This is a genomic window from Bacillus sp. FSL K6-2861 (assembly GCF_038630725.1).
Taxonomy (GTDB): domain Bacteria; phylum Bacillota; class Bacilli; order Bacillales; family Bacillaceae; genus Bacillus; species Bacillus velezensis.
Window position 1 is genome coordinate 3,511,931 of sequence record NZ_CP152037.1, and the last position, 22,067, is coordinate 3,533,997.

The following is a 22,067-nucleotide window of genomic DNA, read 5'->3' on the forward strand; positions in this document are numbered from 1 at the left end:
TTGTACATGATTGGTTTCATACCGTATATACTTATTAAAAGGAGTTGCTTTATAGATGTCAGAACTTTTTTCTGTTCCTTATTTTATTGAAAACTTTACACAGCACATTGAAATGAATCCGAATGAAGACCGAATTCATGCGATGAACAGCTATTACCGCTCCGTCGTCTCAACTCTTGTTCAGGATCAGCTGACGAAAAACTCGGTTGTGCTCAAAAGAATTCAGCATTTGGATGAGGCGTACAACAAAGTAAAACGCGGAGAAACAAAATAAACCTTCCGCTCATTCAAAGCGGAAGGTTTTCCTTCGTGCCGGCGGTTTCCCCGATCAGACGGACATCCGGCGCTTCGTGCATCCAGGTGTGATAATAGTTGGCATTTTTCCCGTATGAATTATCAATGACGGTATTCGGTTTCCCGAGAAGCGAGGACAGAATGTGGCCGTGAAGCCTTGACGTTTCCACCGATTCGTACCTGCTGAAAAACTGGACCGATTTCTTCGTTAAGAAATCGGAATAGCGTTTCCAAAACCGCGCAATCGGCAGCGGGTTTCCCGCTTTTTTATTCAAAACATTCAGCGTTTGGAAAAAAGCGATTCCCCTGCGGTCGCTTGCTGACAGCACATCCTGCCAGTCGCAGCTTTTAACGGAAGAATTGTTTTGCAGCTTCGGATTGATTTCCCCATCCGTGCGGATAAAATGAAGCCTGCCGCGTGACGGAGCCGCTGACGCCGCCATCGGATACAGCTGATGGGCCATATCAGGCATAAGCCCGATATGATTCGCCGAAAAAAAGCATTTCGCGGTCTCGTATGACACATGATCTCTCGTAAACAGGTGGAGATCCTTGTGCTCCGCAAAAAGCGCCGCTGTCTTCTCAAGCCGTGTCTCATCCTGATAATAGATGGATTGCGGCAGGATGACGATCCTGTTTTCCGGAAAGGATTTGACGATTTTTTCCCTGAACGTCTGATAGTACGGATAGAGATCCCCGAAATTTCCGCCACCCTGACAGACGATGATCGTCTTTTTGTCCGCCCGGCGCCCGAATGGAAAATTGTCGGGATTCCAGCGCTGTTTCACGCGGATGCCGTGCGCTTTAAAAAACGCCTCCGTCCCTTTCATAATCAATAAATCCCCTACATTTCCGTAGAGGGGATAGTCGGCATAAATGATGTCAGATTGCGGCGGTATCACGCTGAGCAGACCCGTCAGCGTCTCTTTTAATCGGCTCATAACATGGCGGCTGTCCATGTTTTCTCCCCTTTCGTTTCAAACAGTCGCGCAAGTGCGTCAATGACACGCTGCTGCTCCTCAGAAGACAAGTCAGACCCGGACGGCAGACAGATGCCCCGGCTGAAAAGGTTCTCAGAGACACGCTCATGTTCGCTGTGAGGATAAAAGACGGAAGATGAGAAAAGCGGCTGCGTATGCAGCGGTTTCCACAGCGGCCGGGCCTCAATGTTCTGTTCCGCAAGACAGGCGACGGCTTCTTCCGGCGTCACGCCGTTATCAAGCGTCAGAGCCGTCAGCCAGCGGTTTGAAACCGTTCCTTCAAGCTCCGGCATCATGCGGATGCCCGGATACGTTTCCAGCGCTTCCCGATACCTGTGAAAGATTTCTCTCCTCGCCCGGACGCGATCTTCGAGCACTTCCAGCTGCGATATCCCCACGCCCGCGAGAATGTTGCTGAGCCTGTAGTTATACCCGAGCTCGCTGTGCTGGTAATGAACGGCGGCATCTCTCGCCTGGGACGCAAGAAACCTCGCTTTTTCAATCGCGGCTTCATCGTCAGACACGAGCATGCCGCCTCCCGATGTTGTAATGATTTTGTTGCCGTTAAAGGAATAAATGCCGAAACGGCCGAACGTGCCGCTCTGCCTGCCTTTATATGTTGATCCTAAGGACTCGGCAGCGTCTTCAATCAGACAGACGCCGTATGCGTCACAAAGGCTCATTAATTCATCCATTTTCGCGCTTTGGCCGTAAAGATTGACGACGATCACCGCTTTCGGGAGTCTGCCGCGCCGCTTTGCATCCCGCAGCGCCCGCTCAAGCGCATCGGGCGACATATTCCACGTCTCCCATTCCGAATCAATAAAAACGGGCTCAGCCTGCTCATACACAATCGGATTCGCCGTGGCGACAAACGTAAAGGAAGGACAAAATACAACGTCTCCTTTTTTCACACCCGCAAGCCGCAGGGCAAGATGGATGGCGGCCGTTCCCGAGCTTACGGCCGCCGCGCTTTTCACTCCCGCATATTCCGCGAGCCGCGCTTCAAACGAATTGACGAGCGGACCGAGCGGGGCAATCCAATTGGAACGGAAGGCTTCTGCGATGTATTCCTGTTCTTTTCCGCTCATATGAGGCGGAGACAAATAAATCCGTTTGTTTGTTTGCATGAAATCATCCTTTTTCATTATGGATAGGGGAGATGACGCGGGCCGGAACGCCGACCGCCGTCACATGGCCGGGAATCCGGCTGATGACCGCAGCCCCCGCGCCGATAACGGACCAAGGGCCGATGTCAATCTGCGGTATGACGGACGCGCCGATTCCGATGTGCGTTCCTTCCCCGACTTTCACTCCGCCGGCAAGCGCCGCGCGCGGTGAAAGATGGACGTAATCTCCGATTGCATTGTCATGATCGGCAACCGCCCCCGTATTGATGATGCAATGGGCGCCGATGTCAGCGCCCGCCTGAATGACGGCGCCCGCCATCACAACCGTTCCGTGTCCGACGGAAGCCGTTTCACTGACGATCGCCCCGGGGTGAATGAGTGCGGCATAATCGTCATCTTCAAGCCCAAGCGTTTCAGCAAGCTGCTTTCTGACGCCGTTGCGGCCGATGCATATCGTGAATACGGCCTCGGAGACGAGTTTCCGAAGCATGGGCACGTCTTTCGTCCGGCCCGTATATAAACCGTTCCGAACGGCAAAACCGCTGAATCCGTCATCCAATATGCCCGCAAGCTCCATATCGGAACGGGCCTGCACGATTTCCTTCACGACTTTTCCGTGTCCGCCGTTTCCGATCAGCACGACCTTTTTCACGATGACATATCTCCGCTGCCTGTGAAGCGCTTTGCCGTCACATGGCCGGCTTGATGTATGCCTTCTGACACGAGAACTTTTTTCACTGTTAAAAGCAGAATCTTTAAGTCGAGAAGAAATGTGCGGTTGTCGACGTACCACACGTCGAGCTTGAATTTTTCCTCCCATGAAATCGCGTTTCTCCCGTTAATCTGCGCCCAGCCCGTAATCCCCGGCTTCACCTCGTGGCGCCGCGCCTGCTCTGCCGTGTAAAGCGGCAGATAATCCATCAGCAAAGGGCGGGGGCCGACAAGACTGATATCTCCTTTGAGCACATTAAAAAGCTGGGGAAGCTCATCGATGCTCAGTTTTCTGATCAGCCTTCCCGTTTTGGTCAGACGGAGATGATCCGGAAGCAGCACACCGTTTTCATCACGCGCATCCGTCATCGTTCTGAGTTTATACAACGTAAACGGACGCCCGTTATGCCCCGGTCTCGTCTGTTTGAACAATACCGGAGACCCGATGGCGCATCTGACGGCTGCCATGGCGAAGAGAAGGATGACGCTCGCGCCGCACAATAACAACACCGCGGCCGCTATATCAAATACACGTTTCGCCTTCAAATCTGAACAGCTCCTTTCACTTTTCGGCATTTCTGTAAAGCAAGCCGCCTTTCTTCTTTCGTACAAATGAAGAAAAAAGCGAATGCGGCATAGCTCATGCATACGGCAAGCCCCGCGGCGATCAGACCGGCCCAGCTGTCAAGCGGTGAAAACAGCCGGATACCCCGGCAGACAGCCCAGGCAAATACGGCCGCCGCCAACGGGCCGAACATTCCTTTGTAAAACGCGGTTTTCTGAAAGCCCGTAATATGCGAAACATACAGCGGCGTGAAGACGGCATTTTTCAAAATGAGAGAGACTGCACCGGCGATGGTGATGCCGTACAGCCCGAGATGAGCCGGACCGCTGAGAACCACGGCCAATACGACATTCAGTCCGCCTAAACATAAAGTAACGACGGCGGGCGTTTTTTGTTTATTAAAAGCCGTCCATACGTAAAAAAGCGGCATGACAGAGAGACTGACCGCCAAATACCCGGCGTGAATGTATAAAAGCGGCGCCGTCTGCACAAACGACGGGCCCAGCCAAATCGCCAGAAACGGTTCGGCAAGCCCTCCTAATAATGCGGCGGGAAGCGCGAGGAGAAGCCCGTTCATCCGCACAGCCTTATTGGCGTAAGACAGGAGACCTTCCATATCCCCTTTTGAGTAATAGGAAGTCAAAACCGGCGCAAACAGTGAAGCAAGCGTCCCGGCAAGACTTCTGAGCAGGAGCGGGAATTGAATAATCGCCGCATAGACACCCGCCTCAGACGGCCCCAGCACGAGGTTGGCCGTCATGAGGTCAATCTGCAGAAACAGCAGCACGCCGATCTGGTTGACAGAGCTCCAGGCACCGGCCGAAAACAGCACTTTGCTCGTCTGTAATGACAAGGTTTTACGGCTGAAAGAAAACCACGGAATCAATTTCTTAAAGAAGAAAAAAGTCAGCACGGCCGCACAGACGGCTCCCGCTAATGCCGAAAGCTGGATCTGCCAGATTTTCGGCGGCAGGCACGTAAACAGAGCGAGCACACACAGCACCCTGACCAGCATTTGCACGGCCTGAATGGAGCTTGTGATATAAAGCTTGTTGGCAAAAAACGGCCCCGTCGCGAACCCCGCCATAAAAAACGTCAGCATAAACAGCACGCTGCCGATCACGATAGACAGCCTCACATCCGTTAAGAGCCCGGCCGGCACATTCATAATCTTGTCAATAAAAAAAGCCGTCCCGGCGAGCGGCACAGCGAGTAATAGAGATATCACGACAGACGCGGCTAAATAATTGCTTACATACGCATTGGCCTCATCCCTGTTCCCCCTGTGGGCGGCGACGGAGAAAAACCTCACAACGACAGAGCTCAGCGCAACGGTAATAATAGAGAAATAGTTAATGATATTCTGTGTCAGATGGACAAATCCAAAAGCCTCCACACCTAATGTTTTCACAATAAAGGGCGTCATCCACACTGATAAAAACACCGATAGTAAAAACGCCGTCACATTGGCGCCGAAATTAATGGCAAATTTCATGCTCCTTCCGCACTGCCTTTCTCTTTCGATTTCCGTTCGAAAAACGCATGCAGAAGAAGAGGAAGGCGCATTTTGCACAGACCGAGCACCACGCGCTCCCCCGCCAGCAGCTGTTTATGGCGGCACGGCGTCCTGCGCACCGCCGTTTTTACCATGTCATACGTTAAGATTCTGCCGATGTGCGCCATAATCTGATGTGACGGCTGCGGGGCGGCACATGCGTTGGCGATCAGCATCGGAATCTGATGCTTGCACAAATATGTATCGATATCGTTCCGGCAGGCGTCCGTCAGCCCGTTTTCCTCATAAAAAGCCATTTTCGCTTTATATTGCTTTTGCAGTTCGTGATCTAAGTGGGGCTTAAACGGTGTTTCTGTAAGACTTTGCGGATTTTCCCGGTAGATATACAGCCCTTCGTCTATCACTTTGATACGCGCGGCTCGGCGGAACGCTGCCAAATTAAACGGAGAGTCTTCGGCAAACCGGATATCTTCATGGAACAGCAGCCCTTGCAATGCTTCTCTCCGGTATATATAGCGCCACACATACCAAATAAACCGATGTTCGTGCGCACGGGTCAGCAATGCTGTCATTTCATCCGCTGTGAAGACGCGGCCCGGCGGAAGGGACGGCGGCATATATGTTCTTTTCTTAGACGGCGTTTCTTTATAATAGCCGCAGCCGGCGATATCCAGCCGGTTCTTCTCCGCTTCTTCATAAAGCCGCTCGAACATCGTTTCCGTCACATAGTCATCGCCGTCCACAAAACCGATATAACGGCCGCGGGCGGCTTTTATTCCGGCATTGCGGGCCGAGCTAAGGCCGCCGTTTTCTTTATGAATCACCCGGATTCTCGCATCTTCTGCGGCGAATTGTTCAGCAATCCGGCCTGACCGATCCGGTGAACCGTCATTGACGAAAATGATTTCGATGTCTCTCAGCGTCTGTTTTGTTAAAGAAACCGCGCATTTTTTCATAAAAGGCTCTGTCTTATACATCGGCACGATCACGCTCACAAGCGGCGCGGTCATTGGGCATCACCGCTGATTTTCGAGCGCAGCCCGGCAAAATAAACACTGCGCAAAGAACCGCCTTCCTCATGCTTGCCGCTGAGCAGCCGGTTTACGGCGGACGTTACGGCTTCAGGGTCTGGACGTTCAAGCAATGTCATGTTCGGTATGTTTTTCAGCCATTGATAGCCTTCCATCACTTTATGATCAAACGAACGAATGACGACACAAGGCGTTTTCGTCAGCGCACAAAAAATCATCCCGTGAAGCCTGTCAGTGACGACGGCTTCCGCGCCTTTCAGCGTATTCCAAAGCGCCTCCAGCTCCTTTTCACGTGTATGGCGGCTGACCCTCCGGCCGACCGTCGTCGTAAAGGAATACAGCTCTCCGTACTCCTCCGCCAAAGCTTCTTTTACCATCGTTCTGTCCTCAGCCGTCAGCGCACTCTCCTTATCCTCCCGTAAACAGAGGTAGATCCCTTCCCGCGGGATGCGCCGCTCGCTTTTATCCAAATATAAGACCATGTCAGGCTGTTTGAGCACTGTTTTTCCGGGAAAATGACGCTTCATCCATTGATACGTCGTCTCATCTCTCGCCATTAACAAAAGGTCGGGATGCGCATTGTACACTTTTCGTGCGCGCTTCAGTTCCTTCCGTCCCTTTTTTGATTCAGAAAAATGAGCCGTCGCCGGAAGCTGAACGATCCGATATTGCCGGAATGTTTTTATGATAAAGCGGCGCGTCCATTCCTCATACCGGTACAAATCCCCCATGTTCCCGCCGCCGATGATGAATACCATATCATCGGGGTGGCGCTTTTTGATCAGCGCTTTTGCGGATCTGTATATATCCTTCATATCCACCTCGACAATGTCAAAATCGGGATACTCCCGTTCAAGAAACGTTTTGCTTGCGTAGGCGATGGCGTGGTCGCCGAGATTATCGTGGGACGGGAGCAGCGTCAGAATGATCTTTTTTCTTGCCGCTGTAAGCCCCGCCCCATCCGTTGCCGTTCCGAAATGAAATTGGGACGGGTATTTGACCTTAAGCAACAGCCATTCCGCGAGATTGATTTTTAAAGATTGTATCGACATGTCTTCACCCTCTGATTTTCATTTTGTACTCGATTGCCCGCTGATACGCGGCTGATGCCAGCGACACGAACGGAATCAGCTTCAGCTTCGCCAAAAGCAGAAGGCATGAGCGTTTGGCGTCAAACGGCGCCGTTCCGGTTTTGGAAAGGCTCAGGCGAAACACGGGATCAGCGCATATCCGGCTGATATTCTTCCACTTCTCAGAAAACCGGCCGCCGTTATTCCGCTTCCATTCATTCAGCAGGCAGACTGTTCCGTGCTGAACGATGAAAAAATCCAGCTCCTGCCGGTATTCCTGTAAGCAGCCGTTTTCACGCAAAAAAGCCTCGTTCAGCCGATAGAGAACGAGACCTGAGTCAAACAGCTTTTTCTGATAGCTTTGCACAATGGAAGTCAAGTGAATCCGATAATGATAGAGCGGCTGATCCACGTACGAGACCGCACCTGCGAAAACATGCGCCCGGAGGCTGAAGTACTGATCCTCCACGTGCTCCAGCTCATCACGAAGCGGAAAGCGCAGCTGATGATGCTCGATCATGGTTCTTTTGTACAGCTTGTTCCATGAAAAACCGCTGACTCTTCCTTCAAATAAATCTTTCAGGTACAGTTGTTTCGGGCGCCCCGCGTACGCTGAAGCGATCGTTGAAACGGCGGTTTTCCCCGTATCCGCAAACTCGGCCGCATATTCGCAAATCACGAGATCAGCCTGATCAGCCTTCGCTTTTTCATACATGCGCAGGCAATAATCAGGTTCAACCCAGTCGTCCGCATCAATAAAAGCGATAAATTCGCCGCGCGCCGCCTCGATCCCCCTGTTGCGGACTGCGCCGAGCCCCCGGTTTTGCTGATGAATGACCCGGATTCTCTCATCCCGCTTCTGATAGGTTTCAAGAATCGCCGGGCTTTGATCCGTTGACCCGTCATTAACGGCCACGATTTCGATATTGGCGAGCGACTGATTGAGCAATGAATCTAAGCATCTTTCTAAATAAGTTTCCGTATTATACACAGCAATTAATAAACTGACCGCGGGTGTTTCCATATAAACCTCCAATGTCCATTACCGGGAAAAAATCGTTCTGTACGGAAGCACAGACGAATCGACCGGCATAAGCAAGTAACTGTAAAGAAAATAACAGACAATAATGGCGATATAAATCAGCGCATTTGATTTTTCATCAAAAATTCTCACAAAATAAGGGATCAGGATCATTTGGTACAGGCCGAAATATATATTAAACCGGGCGAAAATAACATCCTTTGTCGCCAAAAGACCGAAGAGCAGGCCGAGCAGACAGAAATTCACAATGACATCAATGTCAGGCCAGAGCTTCCGCAGCCGCTCCCGATAGCAGAAAGCCAAAAACAGCGGCAGAAGCAGCACCGCGATTTTTACGACGTTCATCCCGTTCGTATTGGTCATCAGCCATTTCTCATAATGGCCGTACGAGCTGTTTTCCAGCACGACGACAAAAAGCGAAATGAACTTCTGATACAGAAACGTCATAAGAAGAAACAATGCCGACAGTCCGAAAATCGCAGGCGACCAGGCTCTTTTTCTGACGAGAAAATAAACCGGAATCATAATCAGCGCTGAGGAATGAAAAAGCGAACACAGCAGCACGATTGACATATAACGCTTCCAGCTTCCGCTGATCACGTAGCGGACGGCCCAAAACAAAACGGCCGCCACCATATACTGCCTGATCCCGTTAAAGGAAGCGTAATAGTGATACGTGCCCAAAAACAAAAACACACTCAGCTCAAACGGACGGCCGAACTCAACGAGCCCCTTTAAAATAAAGCTGCACGTCACGACCGCCACGGTGAAATACATGATTTGCGGATCTTTCGTGATAAAATTCATGAGCCAGATGAGAGCCGTAAACCCCGGATCAACGGCTGCTTTTTTCGCTCCGAACCCGAAGATCTCCCAAATGCTGCCGTAATTTCCCGCCAGCTTGTACATCAGCGCGTACGTCTGAAAATCCGTCCCGACTCTGTAGCGCAAACCGGAGACCAATACGAGCGATAGCAGCGGAACGATCATGACGAGCTGATTCGGCCGGTATCCGGTCGAAAGCGATTGATCACGCCCGCCGCACATTTTCGCGAACCATGACCAAATATACACAATTCCCATATTGACTACATATACAATCATTCGTTACTGTTCCTTTTTCCAATTCATATTGTAAAGCTTCATAACAGCCCCCGCATTTTCTCCCGCGTCATATCCCTGCCGTCTGAGGGTTTCTTTAATGCGCGCCCCGTCAGGCTTTGCCGCCTCTGCTGCCCGTAACACCGCGGATGCCCATTGTCCGGGCGGTTCTTTGAGGCTGAGCCTTTTGACCAGCCCGAGCCCGGCATCGGCTTCTTCCGTTATGCCGTCTGATATTACGCACGGCACCCCGGAGGCCTGCGCTTCAACGAGCGTGACGGGCAGCCCTTCATAAAGAGACGGCATGACAAATACATCCAGCGTTTTCAGCAGGGCATGAACGCGGTCTTCTATGCCGATAAAACGCACATCATCATCAAGCCCCAGCTTCGCCGCCAGATTTTCCATGTCGGTGCGAAGCGGACCGTCTCCGGCGAGAATCAGCTGTAAACCGATGCCTCGCTCTTTCATATCAGCGGCCAGCCGGAGCAGAAATTCGTGGTTTTTTTCTTCTGTAAAGCGGCCGATATGGCCGATCACCAAACGGCCGTCTGCAATGCCCCGCTTCCTTTTTTCAGCTTCTGTATCCGCGCACCCGCCGGCAAATAAGTCGAGATCAATGCCGTTCGGCAAAAGATGCACGTCTTTTTCTTTCCCGAATAAGAAATGGCCCGCGTCTTCTCCGCAGGCGCACAGTGCCGTGGCGTTTGCCGTGATCAGCCGTCTGAAAACAAACAGCTGCATCCCGGCAAGCCGCGACGCCCGCCCCCGCCACGACGTACTGTGCGAATGGCAGATCCGCACCGGGACGCCGGCTAAACGAGCGGCAAGCGCGATGAATCCCGACTGAAAATCGGTATGGGCGTGCACGGCGGCAAACGGGCCTTTTTCCTGAATCACCCGCTTGACCTGTTTCACAAATGTAATCGGGTTTGTGCTGCCGATGCTCGGCACATAAAAAAGCCGTCCGCCGAGAGCGAGAATTTCCTCATCATAAGCGCACGGATCGTTCCTATGGGTTAAAAAATCAAACTGCACCTTCGTTCTGTCCATCTTCCGGTACAAATTCATCATCATCGTTTCTGCGCCGCCCCTGTTCATCCCGCTGAAGATGTGCAGCACCCGCATCGATTTGTCAGTCATGTTCGGCAAGCCCTTCTTTTTGGCGGATGTCCCTGTTTTTATGATAACGGTTCATGACCGCGGGCGGCGTAATGGCGCGGATGAGAGGTTTTGCGATATACGCGTAATGGGAAAGCGGCAGCTTCAGCCGTCTGCATGCCTGAAAAACGAGGACCGCGTTATCAATGGAATACGTAAACGATCTCCTTTTAAACGCATCACTGTCCTCTCTTACTTTATACAGCGTTTCTTGGAGATTGTACCCCCGGAAACCCGCTTCAAAAAAGCGCAGCCACAAATCGATATCCTCCATCCGCCGCGTCCGCCTGACTGACCGGTAGCCGCCAAGCGCTTTGTACGCTTCAGCCCGGATCATAATGGTGCCGTGGCAGAACGGTGTGCCTTTCGCCATAATTCCCGGTTTCGGCACGGGCGGCAAAAGCCGGGCGCCCCTTACGCCGAATTCGTCAAATACGAGCATCCCCGTGCCTACGACTTGATAGTGGGCGTGCTTGTTTAAGAAAGCGGCCTGTTTTTCCAGTCTCCTCGGGTTGGAGATGTCATCACCGTCCTGCCTGGCGATATAATCGCCCGTTGCGTATGTCAGACAGCGGTTCAGCGAAGCGGCAAGCCGTTGATTTGTCTTATTTTGAATCAGCGTAATCCGGTCGCCGTAATGATCCGCGTAACGGCGCGCAATCTGATACGTTCCGTCAGTTGACGCGTCATCACACATAATCAGTTCCCAATTCTTATAAGATTGGCTCAGGATGGATTCAATACTCTCCGCTAAAGTCTCTTCGCAATTATAAATTCCCATGATGACGGAAATTTTCGGTTGTGCTCCTGCATTCATACGCTTTTCTCCTTTTTATCCATATAACCGGCGTAAATGTGCGCCATTTCCTTTACCGTACGTGTTTCCGAAAAACATTCCGCCGTCCTGCGCCCTTCTTGTCCCATTGCTTTTCGCAGACACGGGGAGCGGTACAGCTTTTCAATCCGATCGGCAAATGCCGCGCTGTCCCCGGCCGGCACGAGAAAACCGTTCACGCCGTCTTCGATGATCTCACGGTGTCCCCTGTTGTCCGCGGCAACGGCCGGCTTTTCGGCAGCCATTCCTTCAAGCAGATTCATGCCGAGTCCTTCCCGGATGCTTGAGGCGACAGACAGATCGGCAAGCTGAATCAGTTCATGAATATCGCGGCAAAAACCGTAAAACCGCACCATGTCGGATACACCGAGTGATTCAGCCTTTTTTCTGTACGGCGCTTCCATTGCGCCTTCTCCTGCAAATACGAGTTTCAGCTCCGGGATGCGGTTCTTCAGCAGTGCCGCAGTCTCAATGAGAAGTCCTTGGTTTTTATTGCCGTTTAATTCAGCGGGGTATACGAGAATAAATTCCCCGGCGCCGAAGCCGTGTTTTTCTCTCAGACGTTCACTCTCTTCCCGGCTCACAGGGCGAAACCTGTCTGTATTCACCCCGATGCCGTGTATTTTTTTCGCGCCGCAAGCTGTTTTTTTCATTTGCTTGGCCCGTTCGTAATCCTCTTCATTAATCGTAATCAGACAATCCGTATAAGAAGAAAGAAATTTTTCGATCGGGTAATAAAGAAGCCAGTTTTTCAGGGGCGCTCCGTCACAGAAGTGAAAGCCGTGCGCGGTGTACAGCACCTTTGTCCCTTTTTGGCGAGCTTGTCTCGCCGCAAGGCGTGCAAGCACGCCACCGACCGGCGTATGACAGTGAATCATGTCGTAGCCGTTGTCCTGAATGATCCGTTTCAGCCGCCTGTAAACAGAAAGATTTTCGGGATGAAACGGCGAGCGCCGGATCGGAATGGAAAACTTTTCATCAACGAACGGAAGATTCATATTGCCGCCTGCCGCGACGTGCACCTCCCAGCCCATATCCTGAAACCATTGAAAATACGGAAGATGAAAGGCTTTAAAATGATAATCGACAGTGGCGCAGAATAATACTTTTTTCGTCATCTTTCTGTCCTCCCATCACACGCCTGCAGCCGCTTCTTCATGTACTGATTCGATCGCCTCAAACAGCCTTTTTCTCAGCTCTTCTTCAGGCAGACGGCTGAATTCCTCCATAAAACGGATGAGCACGGCCCAATTCCCGTCCACCGCTTTCCCGATATGGATTTTCGGAAAAATCTGTTCCGTATGTACTTCATTATGATTCAGCAATTCTTCATACATCTTTTCTCCCGGGCGGATGCCGGAGAATTCGATGGGAATCTGTTCTGTCGTATAGCCTGATAAATGAATCAGGTTTTTTGCCAGATCGACGATTTTGACGGGTTCTCCCATATCCAGAACGAAAATCTGCCGCCCTTTTGCAAGCGCCCCCGCCTGAATGACGAGTCTTGACGCTTCGGGAATCGTCATAAAATATCTTGTCATCGCCGGGTGCGTGACGGTGACGGGTCCGCCTTTTTCAATCTGCTTTTTGAAAATCGGAATGACGCTGCCGCGGCTTCCGAGCACATTTCCGAAACGGACGGCGGCGAATTTGGTGCGGCTGATCTTTCCGAGGTTCATGATGACCATTTCCGCAAACCGTTTCGTCGCGCCCATGACATTGGCCGGATTGACCGCTTTGTCAGAAGAAATCAGCACGAATGTTTCCGTTCCGCACATGTCGGCGGCTTCGGCGACATTTTTCGTGCCGATGATGTTGTTTTTAACGGCTTCTTCCGGATTATGTTCCATTAACGGCACATGTTTATGGGCAGCCGCATGATAGACGACGTGCGGCTCGTATTTTTTCATCAAAGTAAAGATTTTATCTCTGTCCTGAATATCGGCGATCTCCGCGTGAAAGAGCACCTCTTTGCCGAAGCGTGCGGACAGCTCGGTATGTACGGAATGAATGCTGTTCTCCCCGTGGCCGAGAAGGACGATTTCCCGCGGAAGAAACGCGCTGATCTGGCGGCAGATCTCAGAACCGATTGAGCCGCCGGCGCCCGTGACCAGAATCGTTTTTCCCTTGATGCTGTCAGAAATTTTGCTCGTATCAAGGGTGACCGGCTTTCTGCCGAGCAGATCTTCGGCTTTTACATCTCTGATGTGTCCGGCAGCCTGCGTTCCGAGCAGGATCTCATCAAATTGCGGCATGATTTTAATATGGGCGCCCGTCTGCACACATTCTTTGTATAACGTCTGAAGCTCATGGGTGCAAAGAGACGGAATGGCAATGATAATATGGTGGATTCTCAGCCTCTGCACCGCCGGCATAATGCTTTCTTTTCCGCCGATGACGGGCAGGCCCATGATTTCGAGCTTATGCTTCGTCTGATCATCATCAATAAAAGCCACAGGCATGATTCCGAGATCATTTTTCTGGGTAAGCTGACGGACGAGCAGCGTCCCCCCCGCACCTGCGCCGATGATCAGCGCCCGGGAAGAGTCATTTTGCTTCCTACCGATCGTTTCTTTCAGCACCCGGGAAATCATCCGGCTTCCTCCGATGAACAATAGCTGAACCATCCAGCTGACGGCCAACAGCCGGAACAAAATCGTGTGGAACACCCCGTATTGGACGGCCGCCGTTACGGCTGCTGACAGCGTGATCCCCTTCATCAAGGCAAGCAGCTCGCCTATTCCCGTGTACGTCCATACCTGCTTATACTGGTGAAACATAAAAGCGCATACATGATGGCTGATCAGCATGCTCACGGCAGTCAGCAGCAACGCTCCGGAGTCATAAAAGTGATAAGAATCCTCAAAAAATTGATATCCTATAACAACGGAAAGTAAAACGAGATACGTATCCAATGCAAAAATCATTGAAAGTCTTCTCCGGTAAGTCAATCTTTCCCCTCCTCATTTATCGGTTTAGCTGATACGGTTTTCGTAAAAACAGACATAACAGCTAAGCCGATAACAATGCATCATCTTAAGATAAAATTGGGCATTTAACCCGTCCTCACACCCCGCCACCGACGACCAGCATCTAAGGCGGCGGAAAACGCCGCCCACAGCAGAGCCGAGTGCCTCCGTTGATAAAGGTAAGGAGACATCACCTGCACCGCTCAATAAGAGTAGTGCTCCGTTTTTTTGATTTTCTTTTTATTCAGCAGCGCCCCCAAAAGCTTTGCCTTTGACTGCTGGAGCGCGTCTCTCGCCTTTTGGACGGTATCCATTTTCGTTTTTCCGCTCAAGACGACGAGAACGCTTCCATCTGTCTGGTTCGCTAAAATCTGTCCGTCCGCCACAGCCAAAAGCGGAGGTGAATCGAAAATAACCAGACTGTACCGGCTGTACATCTCCTGAATCAGCTCTCCCATCGCCTTTGAAGATAAAAGCTCAGCCGGATTCGGCGGCGTCGGCCCGCTCGTTAAGACGTAAAGGTTATCAATCAGCGTTTTTTGCACCGTTTCGCCGAGGGAAGCGTTTCCGACTAACACATTCGTAAGGCCTTGTACATTTTCAAGCTGATAGGTCTCGTGTATCGTCGGTTTTCGTAAATCCGCATCGACGAGCAGCACCTTTTTTTCCTGCTGCGCAAATACCGCGGCAAGGTTGGCGGCGCTGAATGATTTTCCTTCTCCCGGAACGGAAGAAGTGACGAGAATAGAGCGCAAATGGGTCTGAACAGAGGAGAACTCAATATTTGTCCGAATGGTGCGGTATTGTTCAGCCACCAATGATTTGTGATGTAAAACGGATATTTGAGCCAGTCCCCTTCTAGATTTCTTTTTTCTGAATCCCAAACGCCTCACTCCCCGAAATGTTTTTCATCAGACCGTGTCTGCTGATTTTTGATGTCATACACAACCCCTAAAATAGGCAAGTCTGTTTTTTCGCTGAGCTGCCGCTCGCTTTTAACGGTTTCATCAAGAAAATGGAGAAAAAACGCAAGCGTCACACCCGCCATGAGAGCCGCACCGAACGCCATCATGATATTTCGGATGCGCGAAGGCTTGACCATCGGGCTTTCCGATGCTTTTGCCTCAGACAAAACAATGACGCCTTTTATATTCATCCTGTCACGGACTTCTTTTTTAAATGTCTTCATCAGCGTGTTCGCTATAGCGGCGGCCTGTTTCGGATTCTCGTCCTGCACCGCTACGGTAATGATCTCTGAATCGGTTTCGCTGCTTGTCGTGATCTTTGCTTTTAAAGCGGATGCCGTCTCAGAAAGATGCAGCGTCTGCTTCACTTTCTCAAGCACTACCGGGCTTTTCATTATCGTTTGAAACGTATTGTTGTAATGAAGATTCAGCTGAACGTCGCTGAGATTCGAATTTTTTTCACCGCTTGTTTCATGAATGAGCACTTGGGTCGATGACTGATAAACGGGCGAAATCACCCGGAATTGGATGTATCCCGTCACCAGCGTTACAACTGCTGTCATGATAAAAATCAGTAAAAATCTGTGTTTAATAATGTCAAATAATTCTTTGAAACTCATATTCTCATTCATGTAATTACAGCCTCATCCTTATTGCATCAGGCTTAAACGCCCCCTTCTGTTAATGATTGGATTATAAAAGAAAAGGTCGAAATTTGAAAATTTCAAATTAAGCCATTTAGTTCTTTTTAAAGAACATTATCATGATTTTCCTCTTATTTACTGCACTTACCTTATAATTTTAAATTTTATAAAGAACGAAAGATTTCTTATAATGAACAAAAAAATGCCAGTATACAGGGGAGAATTCAGCACAATGATTGGAAGAATAATTCGTTTATACCGCAGAAGAAAAGGCTACTCTATTAATCAGCTAGCAGTTGAAGCAGGTGTCTCTAAATCTTATTTAAGCAAGATAGAACGGGGGGTTCACTCAAATCCGTCCATCCAATTTCTGAAAAAAGTATCCGCCACCCTGCAGGTCGATCTGACGGAGCTTTTTGATGCCGAAACGATGCTGCATCACATGGGAGGCACGGAAGATGAGTGGCGCATCCACCTTGTGCAGGCCGTGCAGTCAGGCATGCCGAAAGAAGAACTGTTCACCTTTACGAACAAATTGACTGAAAAACGCCCGGAGCCCGCACCCTACCGCAACAGAAAACTGACTGAATCCAACATTGAGGAATGGAAAGCGCTGATGCAGGAAGCCAAAGAACTCGGCTTGTCCGTTCAGGAAGTCAGATCATTTTTAGAACGGAAGCGTTACTAATGATATGCTGATGAAAAGGCTTTTATTCGCTTCATGTCTTCATCTCTGTTTATAATGAAAAGAAAAAAGGGGATGAAATCATGACAAAACTTACCGTTCAAACCCGCTCCGGCGCAATGAAAGGAACTGCCGGCCGCGGTGCCCGCACATGGAAGGGCATACCGTACGCCAAGCCGCCCGTCGGAGAGCTCAGATTTAAAGCGCCGGAGCCGCCCGCACCTTGGGACGGCGTAAAACATGCCGATTCGTTCGGATCGGTTTGTCCGCAGCCGGATGATATGCTGTCTATATCGTTTTCCGGAGATGTACCGCCTCAATCTGAAGATTGCCTTTACCTCAATGTTTTCGCCCCCGATTCAGAGGGCGAAAAAAAGCCTGTCATGGTATGGATACACGGCGGGGCATTTTATTTAGGTGCCGGAAGCGAACCGCTTTACGACGGATCTGCCCTTGCCGCTGACGGAGATGTCATTGTAGTGACACTCAATTACAGGCTCGGACCGTTCGGCTTTTTACATTTGTCTTCTATTCATGACGCGTATTCCGCCAATATCGGGCTGCTCGATCAGATCGCCGCCCTGCGCTGGGTGAGAGACAATATCTCCGAATTTGGAGGAGACCCGGATAACGTCACGATATTTGGTGAATCGGCAGGCGGCATGAGCATCGCCTCCCTTATGGCAATGCCTGACGCAAAAGGCCTGTTTCATAAAGCCATTTTAGAAAGCGGCGCCTCTCATACGATCCCGGCGGACATGGCAAAAGACATCGCGGCGGCATTTATTCATGAAGCCGGCACTGATCAATTGCAGGAGCTTTCCGTTAATGACCTGCTTAAGACTGCGGATAAAGTGCGGCGCTCACTAGATCAAAACATTTTTCAGCTTTTGTTTCAGCCCGCCATCGATCCGGCCACATTACCTGCGGAACCGGTGAAAGCCATAGCAGACGGGGCCGCAGAAGGCATACCTATGATCATCGGAACCAATCGTGATGAAGCATATTTGTTTTTCACCCCTGATACAGACATTCATTCCGAGAAAAAGCAGCAAGATTATTTGCATTATCATCTCGGAGAGAACTGCACTGAGCAAGCGGCAGATTTATATCCGCATTCATTAAAGGGACAAATCGATATGATGACGGATCTGATTTTCTGGCGGCCGGCTGTCGCTTTCGCACAAGGACAGTCGCAGCACGCACCGGTCTGGATGTACCGCTTTGATTGGCATGGCGAAACACCGCCGTTTCATAAAGCCGTTCACGCTCTGGAATTGCCGTTTGTGTTCGGAAACTTTGATTCTTTGAGAAAGACGCTGCAAGAACCGCTCGGTGATGACGCAGAACAGCTTTCCAAACAAATCCAATCCGCATGGCTCGCTTTTGCAAAAACCGGAAACCCGAACACCTCTCACTTCAATTGGCCTGAATATGATACCGATTCACGCGAAACTTTGCTTTTCAACACGGATACCGCTGTCGAAAGTGATCCCGATTCAGCAAAACGCCGCATCCTGTTTCAAGCATAAAAAACGCCAAGGGAGCCGGCTCCCTTGGCGTTTCGTTTTCATCTCACTTCATAATGCAACTCCGCAAATTGCTTGTAACGCCTGACATCAGTCAGCATCAGCCCTGTCTCCCGGTCTCCCGGTTTGAACAAAGAAATTCCGCGGCCGAGCAGAACGGGGGCGATCTGAATGATAAACTCATCGACAAGTTTTTCCTCCAAAACCGGGTGCAGCAGATCACTCCCGCCGACAATCCAAATCCGCTCGCCTTCTTGGCGTTTCAATGCTTTTATAAAATCGGCAGGCTCTTCATGAATAAACCGCACATGTTCAGTACGCCCGGTCAATGTCCGCGAAAACACATAGCATTCTTTACCTTTGTACGGAAATTCCTCAGGCAATAAAATCAATATTTCCTCGTATGTTTTTCTGCCCATGATGATCGTATCGACAGATTCATAGAAAGCTTCATAATCGGTGCCGTCTTCACCTTCAGTTCCGATTAACCAATCTAAAGAATGATTTTCCCGCGCAAGATAGCCATCTGCGCTGACAGCTCCGTAAAAAACGAGTTTTCTTTGACCGCTCATAAAAATCCCTCCCCCTTTTTTATTATACCTTGAACATGCGGATGAAATGAAAAAATGATAGAATCGGGTAAAAACCCCCGTTACCGGGTTTTCGTTTCTTCCTGCTTTGGAGATGCTGTTAATATGCAGTCTATCCATCTTCCGGTAATCGGCATAAAGAAATGAAGGATGACCCCTCCTAAACAAACGGTTAATAACGTTCCGATGCCTACCGGACCTTTTAGCATCACGGCCAGTATGAAAAATATGAAGTAAATGACCGTTCTTGAAAAAAAGATGCTTCTCCCGGTTAATTCGCGGACAATTAACGTTAACCGATCAACCGGGATCGGGGCGAAATTTGTGTGCAGATAGGTTGCGGTTCCTATCCCTATCACAACTAAACCGATTGCAAAACAGCCCGCTTTTCCGTACCATAGTTCAGGCGTTATGACTCGATGCAGAAAAAAAAGCCACATATCAATCCCGATTCCCGTTATAAACGCCGTAATCATCCCTGAAAATTCCGGCCTTTGCCTTTTTAACATTGAATTACAGCAAATTAACAGGAAAGCGATGATGATTTCCCAGCTTCCCACGGTAAGCCCTGCATGGACGGATAATCCCACAATAAGCGCATCAAAAGGCGACGTTCCAAGATCTGATTGAATCGTGACAGAAACACCAAAGGTCAAGATCATGATTCCTAAAACATAAAAAACATATTTCACTTTATCGTCCTCATTTTCTTATTTTATGTTGCAAATACAACAAAATTACGTTATGTTTACTATACGGTATTTTCATTGCAAATACAACAAAAAATCAGCTGATATGATAAATGAAGAAAGGAGCTGTATGACCATGAGTATTAAATTAAAAAAGTGCAGCCTTAACGATATAACAGAGCTCCGGGAGATAAGCATTGAAACATTCAATGATACATTTAAAGATCAAAATTCACCTGAAAATATGAAAGCTTATTTGGAAAATGCATTCCGCTCTGAACAGCTGAAAAAGGAATTATCCAATCTGTCTTCTCAATTCTATTTTGTTTATTATCATGATGACCTTGCGGGGTATGTAAAAGTCAACATGAACGAAGCACAGTCAGAAAAAATGGGTGAAGATTCTCTTGAGATTGAGAGAATTTATATAAGAAAAAAACATCAGAAACACGGGCTTGGCAAATATCTGCTGAATGAAGCTGTGAAAATCGCAACAGCACACAATAAAAAGAACATCTGGCTGGGCGTATGGGAAAAAAACGAAAATGCAATCGCCTTTTATCAAAAAATGGGGTTTGTCCAAACCGGAGAACACTCTTTTTATATGGGGGATGATAAACAAGTCGACTTTATTATGACCAAAACCCTGTCGTAATAGCCGCAGGATTTCCTGATACAAAAAAACCCGGCCAAGCTGCCGGGTTTTTTCTCTTATTTTAATTTTCCCGCACGGATATCATCGGTCATTCCTTCGTACGGCGCTTCTGAAATCAGTGTTTCGTTATTGATTCCCGCATTGTTGAGATACGTAATATCCGCAAACTCGGGAACGACATATTTCGGGTATGTTTCATATTTCTCACGTGACTCTTTCATCACGTCAATGTAATCATTTTGGTAGCACACCGTGATTTCCGGATGCTCATGCACCCATTTCGGGAAGAAAATAATTCCGTGCATCCGTTTTTCATTCGGCATAAAGTTTAAGGAAACGTCTGTGCCTGTCGGTTCAGTCCATGACACTTTGTATACGCCTTCTGTCAGCTTCACGATATTCACTTCCTGGTCGCGCACCCAGCGGCCGCCTACCATTCCGCTATGAATCCGATAGTCGATCGTATGATCATTTTTAATATAGATTTCATACTCCCAGCCGTTTTCATACGTGTAAATCATATGGCTTCCGATAAAGTTTTCCATGTTGACTCACTCTCCATATTATTATTGAACTTCATAAATATCTAACCGAATGTCATCCGGCAACCTGACCGCAGTTCCGATAAACAGCCGGTCCTGCAGATGCTGATATGCCTCGCTGCTTGTTTCAAACACAGGCACAGTGCGGAAATACACGTGCTCGGGATCAATGATGCGGTTCACTGACTCATAAATGACTTTTTTAAGAAGGCTCATTCAAGGACGTATCACCTCCCGAGACATTATGTTTATTTAAACATGTAACTATTTACACGTTTAATTGTAACGCTGTTAAAATGGACTGTCAAATAATGAGCTGTTTCTGATTATGTTATCCAATGTTCAATGAAAAAAGACAAGGGCGGCCCACGCCGAAACCCTTGTCTTTTTCATTTACTGTATGCTCATATATCAAAAAACGCCAGACGAGCGTCTTCTTAGTAATCGCAATCTTTATCTCTGCATTCTTTCTTACTTACAGCGTCTATTGAGTGGCCCATGATCCTGTCATTGGCCTTATCATAAATACCATCGAATTTATTCGATGTATCACCGTTGTAATAGCCAAATACCTCTATCCCGCCCATTGGATCTATTTCGTATTTATCTTTAAATGTAACGTTATGTATGCCTTCATAATTCGCTTTGATAAATTTCTCCATTCGTTCTGCACAATCTTTATCTCTTCAGCCTGAACATTTTTATCATTCATACTCTTCATTATAAAACCTCCGGCTGCTATAAAGATAACCAAGAGAAGATCATAATGTATGTTCTCACCAGAATCATCCTCCCATGAGTTATGATGAAGCTCGCGGACTCGCAAAAATGGTCGGTGACATCCGGTGCAATAATTCATACAAAAACAGACGCTATTTAGGCGACTTAAAATTTTTCTTCAATGTTCACAGCGGATCATATAAACCGGCAAACAAGAGAACTTCTTCATTTTGCGTCTTTTAGTATTCACATTCTTTTTCCTGACATTCGGGTTTCTCTTCCGCATCGACTGACGAAACTCCTATTTCATCATTCGTTTTGTCATAAAGTCCGAAAAATTCATTTTTCCTTATTACCATTCAAGTACCCCTTCACGGAAATACCACCCATAGGATTTATTTTATAATCGTTAATGTATGTAATTTGCTTTATATTTTTGTAATTAGCTTTTATATAGCTTTCCATTTTATTTTTCGCTTGGATAAAAAGTTCTTGTTCCGCTTCTTTTTTATCATAGTGGTACTTCTTGTAGATACTTCCTGACGCTATAGTTAGTACAAATATTAGGATAATTATGTATTTATTCACAGACTCACCCTTTATTAGATTAAATTTACATTAACCTCAGCGTGTTGTACATGTC

23 protein-coding genes and 2 pseudogenes are annotated in these 22,067 nt (G+C 48.7%); 4 read left to right on the forward strand and 21 right to left on the reverse strand.

The window, feature by feature from the left end:
• Window positions 1-55: 55 nt before the first annotated feature.
• A complete protein-coding gene (yvfG, locus tag NYE62_RS17510; protein ID WP_003151570.1) occupies window positions 56-274 on the forward strand; it encodes a protein YvfG in 219 nt (72 codons plus the stop codon).
• 13 nt (window positions 275-287) lie between these two features.
• On the opposite strand, the gene NYE62_RS17515 is transcribed toward yvfG, so the two are convergent.
• The 15 genes from NYE62_RS17515 to NYE62_RS17585 all read right to left on the reverse strand — a co-directional run bounded on the left by NYE62_RS17515 (window position 288) and on the right by NYE62_RS17585 (window position 16,002).
• A complete protein-coding gene (locus NYE62_RS17515; RefSeq protein ID WP_251257267.1) occupies window positions 288-1,253 on the reverse strand; it encodes a polysaccharide pyruvyl transferase family protein in 966 nt (321 codons plus the stop codon).
• A complete protein-coding gene (locus NYE62_RS17520) occupies window positions 1,232-2,404 on the reverse strand; it encodes an aminotransferase class I/II-fold pyridoxal phosphate-dependent enzyme (protein ID WP_144664352.1) in 1,173 nt (390 codons plus the stop codon). The genes NYE62_RS17515 and NYE62_RS17520 overlap by 22 nt, the downstream gene beginning before the upstream one ends.
• A 4-nt stretch (window positions 2,405-2,408) precedes the next feature.
• Window positions 2,409-3,056 carry an acetyltransferase gene (locus NYE62_RS17525; protein WP_039253774.1) on the reverse strand — a complete coding sequence of 216 codons (648 nt, stop codon included), beginning with the start codon at window positions 3,054-3,056 and terminating at the stop codon, window positions 2,409-2,411.
• Window positions 3,053-3,661, reverse strand: a complete 609-nt coding sequence (locus NYE62_RS17530) for a sugar transferase (protein ID WP_007407383.1) — start codon at window positions 3,659-3,661, stop codon at window positions 3,053-3,055. Before NYE62_RS17530 ends, NYE62_RS17525 begins: the two co-directional genes overlap by 4 nt.
• Window positions 3,658-5,175 (reverse strand): MATE family efflux transporter, encoded by a 1,518-nt coding sequence (locus NYE62_RS17535; RefSeq protein ID WP_031378306.1) that lies wholly within the window; start codon window positions 5,173-5,175, stop codon window positions 3,658-3,660. The genes NYE62_RS17530 and NYE62_RS17535 overlap by 4 nt, the downstream gene beginning before the upstream one ends.
• Window positions 5,172-6,206, reverse strand: coding sequence for a glycosyltransferase (locus NYE62_RS17540; protein ID WP_039253771.1), 1,035 nt, complete (start codon window positions 6,204-6,206; stop codon window positions 5,172-5,174). The genes NYE62_RS17535 and NYE62_RS17540 overlap by 4 nt, the downstream gene beginning before the upstream one ends.
• Complete coding sequence (locus NYE62_RS17545) at window positions 6,203-7,279, reverse strand: polysaccharide pyruvyl transferase family protein (protein WP_039253768.1); 1,077 nt, start codon at window positions 7,277-7,279, stop codon at window positions 6,203-6,205. Before NYE62_RS17545 ends, NYE62_RS17540 begins: the two co-directional genes overlap by 4 nt.
• 4 nt (window positions 7,280-7,283) lie before the next feature.
• Window positions 7,284-8,321: a glycosyltransferase family 2 protein gene (locus NYE62_RS17550; RefSeq protein WP_031378303.1), complete on the reverse strand. Its 1,038-nt coding sequence runs from the start codon at window positions 8,319-8,321 to the stop codon at window positions 7,284-7,286.
• Window positions 8,322-8,339: 18 nt separating this feature from the next.
• Window positions 8,340-9,443, reverse strand: coding sequence for an EpsG family protein (locus tag NYE62_RS17555; RefSeq protein WP_007613926.1), 1,104 nt, complete (start codon window positions 9,441-9,443; stop codon window positions 8,340-8,342).
• A gap of 3 nt (window positions 9,444-9,446) precedes the next feature.
• Window positions 9,447-10,583 (reverse strand): glycosyltransferase family 1 protein, encoded by a 1,137-nt coding sequence (locus NYE62_RS17560; protein WP_095352637.1) that lies wholly within the window; start codon window positions 10,581-10,583, stop codon window positions 9,447-9,449.
• Window positions 10,576-11,418, reverse strand: a complete 843-nt coding sequence (locus tag NYE62_RS17565; protein WP_039253760.1) for a glycosyltransferase family 2 protein — start codon at window positions 11,416-11,418, stop codon at window positions 10,576-10,578. Before NYE62_RS17565 ends, NYE62_RS17560 begins: the two co-directional genes overlap by 8 nt.
• Complete coding sequence (locus tag NYE62_RS17570; RefSeq protein ID WP_199022173.1) at window positions 11,415-12,554, reverse strand: glycosyltransferase family 4 protein; 1,140 nt, start codon at window positions 12,552-12,554, stop codon at window positions 11,415-11,417. Before NYE62_RS17570 ends, NYE62_RS17565 begins: the two co-directional genes overlap by 4 nt.
• Window positions 12,555-12,569: 15 nt before the next feature.
• Window positions 12,570-14,387, reverse strand: a complete 1,818-nt coding sequence (locus NYE62_RS17575; protein ID WP_185156493.1) for a nucleoside-diphosphate sugar epimerase/dehydratase — start codon at window positions 14,385-14,387, stop codon at window positions 12,570-12,572.
• 221 nt (window positions 14,388-14,608) lie between these two features.
• A complete protein-coding gene (locus NYE62_RS17580; RefSeq protein ID WP_007407393.1) occupies window positions 14,609-15,289 on the reverse strand; it encodes a CpsD/CapB family tyrosine-protein kinase in 681 nt (226 codons plus the stop codon).
• A gap of 5 nt (window positions 15,290-15,294) precedes the next feature.
• Window positions 15,295-16,002, reverse strand: coding sequence for a Wzz/FepE/Etk N-terminal domain-containing protein (locus tag NYE62_RS17585; RefSeq protein ID WP_095352635.1), 708 nt, complete (start codon window positions 16,000-16,002; stop codon window positions 15,295-15,297).
• A gap of 244 nt (window positions 16,003-16,246) precedes the next feature.
• Between NYE62_RS17585 and NYE62_RS17590 the strand changes: the two genes are divergently transcribed.
• Window positions 16,247-16,702: a helix-turn-helix domain-containing protein gene (locus NYE62_RS17590; protein ID WP_003151541.1), complete on the forward strand. Its 456-nt coding sequence runs from the start codon at window positions 16,247-16,249 to the stop codon at window positions 16,700-16,702.
• A gap of 80 nt (window positions 16,703-16,782) precedes the next feature.
• Window positions 16,783-18,231: a carboxylesterase/lipase family protein gene (locus NYE62_RS17595; protein WP_342497088.1), complete on the forward strand. Its 1,449-nt coding sequence runs from the start codon at window positions 16,783-16,785 to the stop codon at window positions 18,229-18,231.
• Window positions 18,232-18,269: 38 nt separating this feature from the next.
• Here NYE62_RS17595 and NYE62_RS17600 read toward each other — a convergent pair whose 3' ends face one another.
• On the reverse strand, window positions 18,270-18,800 hold the full coding sequence (locus NYE62_RS17600) for a dihydrofolate reductase family protein (RefSeq protein ID WP_342497089.1): 531 nt from the start codon (window positions 18,798-18,800) through the stop codon (window positions 18,270-18,272).
• A gap of 80 nt (window positions 18,801-18,880) precedes the next feature.
• Window positions 18,881-19,510 carry a YitT family protein gene (locus tag NYE62_RS17605; protein WP_342497090.1) on the reverse strand — a complete coding sequence of 210 codons (630 nt, stop codon included), beginning with the start codon at window positions 19,508-19,510 and terminating at the stop codon, window positions 18,881-18,883.
• Between the two features lie 133 nt (window positions 19,511-19,643).
• Between NYE62_RS17605 and NYE62_RS17610 the strand changes: the two genes are divergently transcribed.
• Complete coding sequence (locus NYE62_RS17610; protein ID WP_342497091.1) at window positions 19,644-20,162, forward strand: GNAT family N-acetyltransferase; 519 nt, start codon at window positions 19,644-19,646, stop codon at window positions 20,160-20,162.
• A 56-nt stretch (window positions 20,163-20,218) separates the two neighbouring features.
• Here the strand turns inward: NYE62_RS17610 and NYE62_RS17615 are convergent, their stop codons facing one another.
• From NYE62_RS17615 to NYE62_RS17630, 4 genes and pseudogenes are all read right to left on the reverse strand, one after another.
• Window positions 20,219-20,707 (reverse strand): phenolic acid decarboxylase, encoded by a 489-nt coding sequence (locus NYE62_RS17615; protein ID WP_014305882.1) that lies wholly within the window; start codon window positions 20,705-20,707, stop codon window positions 20,219-20,221.
• A gap of 21 nt (window positions 20,708-20,728) precedes the next feature.
• Window positions 20,729-20,887 carry a DUF3237 family protein gene (locus tag NYE62_RS17620; protein ID WP_342497484.1) on the reverse strand — a complete coding sequence of 53 codons (159 nt, stop codon included), beginning with the start codon at window positions 20,885-20,887 and terminating at the stop codon, window positions 20,729-20,731.
• Between the two features lie 254 nt (window positions 20,888-21,141).
• Window positions 21,142-21,425 (reverse strand): annotated as a pseudogene (locus NYE62_RS17625) (DUF1433 domain-containing protein).
• Between the two features lie 238 nt (window positions 21,426-21,663).
• Window positions 21,664-22,000: pseudogene (locus tag NYE62_RS17630) on the reverse strand (DUF1433 domain-containing protein).
• Between the last annotated feature and the right edge of the window lie 67 nt (window positions 22,001-22,067).

Coding starts and splice junctions, on each gene's coding strand:
- yvfG (WP_003151570.1), top strand. CDS start 56: ATGTCAGAACTTTTTTCTGTTCCTTATTTTATTGAAAACTTTACACAG.
- NYE62_RS17515 (WP_251257267.1), bottom strand. CDS start 1,253: ATGGACAGCCGCCATGTTATGAGCCGATTAAAAGAGACGCTGACGGGT.
- NYE62_RS17520 (WP_144664352.1), bottom strand. CDS start 2,404: ATGCAAACAAACAAACGGATTTATTTGTCTCCGCCTCATATGAGCGGA.
- NYE62_RS17535 (WP_031378306.1), bottom strand. CDS start 5,175: ATGAAATTTGCCATTAATTTCGGCGCCAATGTGACGGCGTTTTTACTA.
- NYE62_RS17540 (WP_039253771.1), bottom strand. CDS start 6,206: ATGACCGCGCCGCTTGTGAGCGTGATCGTGCCGATGTATAAGACAGAG.
- NYE62_RS17545 (WP_039253768.1), bottom strand. CDS start 7,279: ATGTCGATACAATCTTTAAAAATCAATCTCGCGGAATGGCTGTTGCTT.
- NYE62_RS17550 (WP_031378303.1), bottom strand. CDS start 8,321: ATGGAAACACCCGCGGTCAGTTTATTAATTGCTGTGTATAATACGGAA.
- NYE62_RS17555 (WP_007613926.1), bottom strand. CDS start 9,443: ATGATTGTATATGTAGTCAATATGGGAATTGTGTATATTTGGTCATGG.
- NYE62_RS17560 (WP_095352637.1), bottom strand. CDS start 10,583: ATGACTGACAAATCGATGCGGGTGCTGCACATCTTCAGCGGGATGAAC.
- NYE62_RS17565 (WP_039253760.1), bottom strand. CDS start 11,418: ATGAATGCAGGAGCACAACCGAAAATTTCCGTCATCATGGGAATTTAT.
- NYE62_RS17570 (WP_199022173.1), bottom strand. CDS start 12,554: ATGACGAAAAAAGTATTATTCTGCGCCACTGTCGATTATCATTTTAAA.
- NYE62_RS17585 (WP_095352635.1), bottom strand. CDS start 16,002: ATGAATGAGAATATGAGTTTCAAAGAATTATTTGACATTATTAAACAC.
- NYE62_RS17590 (WP_003151541.1), top strand. CDS start 16,247: ATGATTGGAAGAATAATTCGTTTATACCGCAGAAGAAAAGGCTACTCT.
- NYE62_RS17595 (WP_342497088.1), top strand. CDS start 16,783: ATGACAAAACTTACCGTTCAAACCCGCTCCGGCGCAATGAAAGGAACT.
- NYE62_RS17600 (WP_342497089.1), bottom strand. CDS start 18,800: ATGAGCGGTCAAAGAAAACTCGTTTTTTACGGAGCTGTCAGCGCAGAT.
- NYE62_RS17610 (WP_342497091.1), top strand. CDS start 19,644: ATGAGTATTAAATTAAAAAAGTGCAGCCTTAACGATATAACAGAGCTC.
- NYE62_RS17615 (WP_014305882.1), bottom strand. CDS start 20,707: ATGGAAAACTTTATCGGAAGCCATATGATTTACACGTATGAAAACGGC.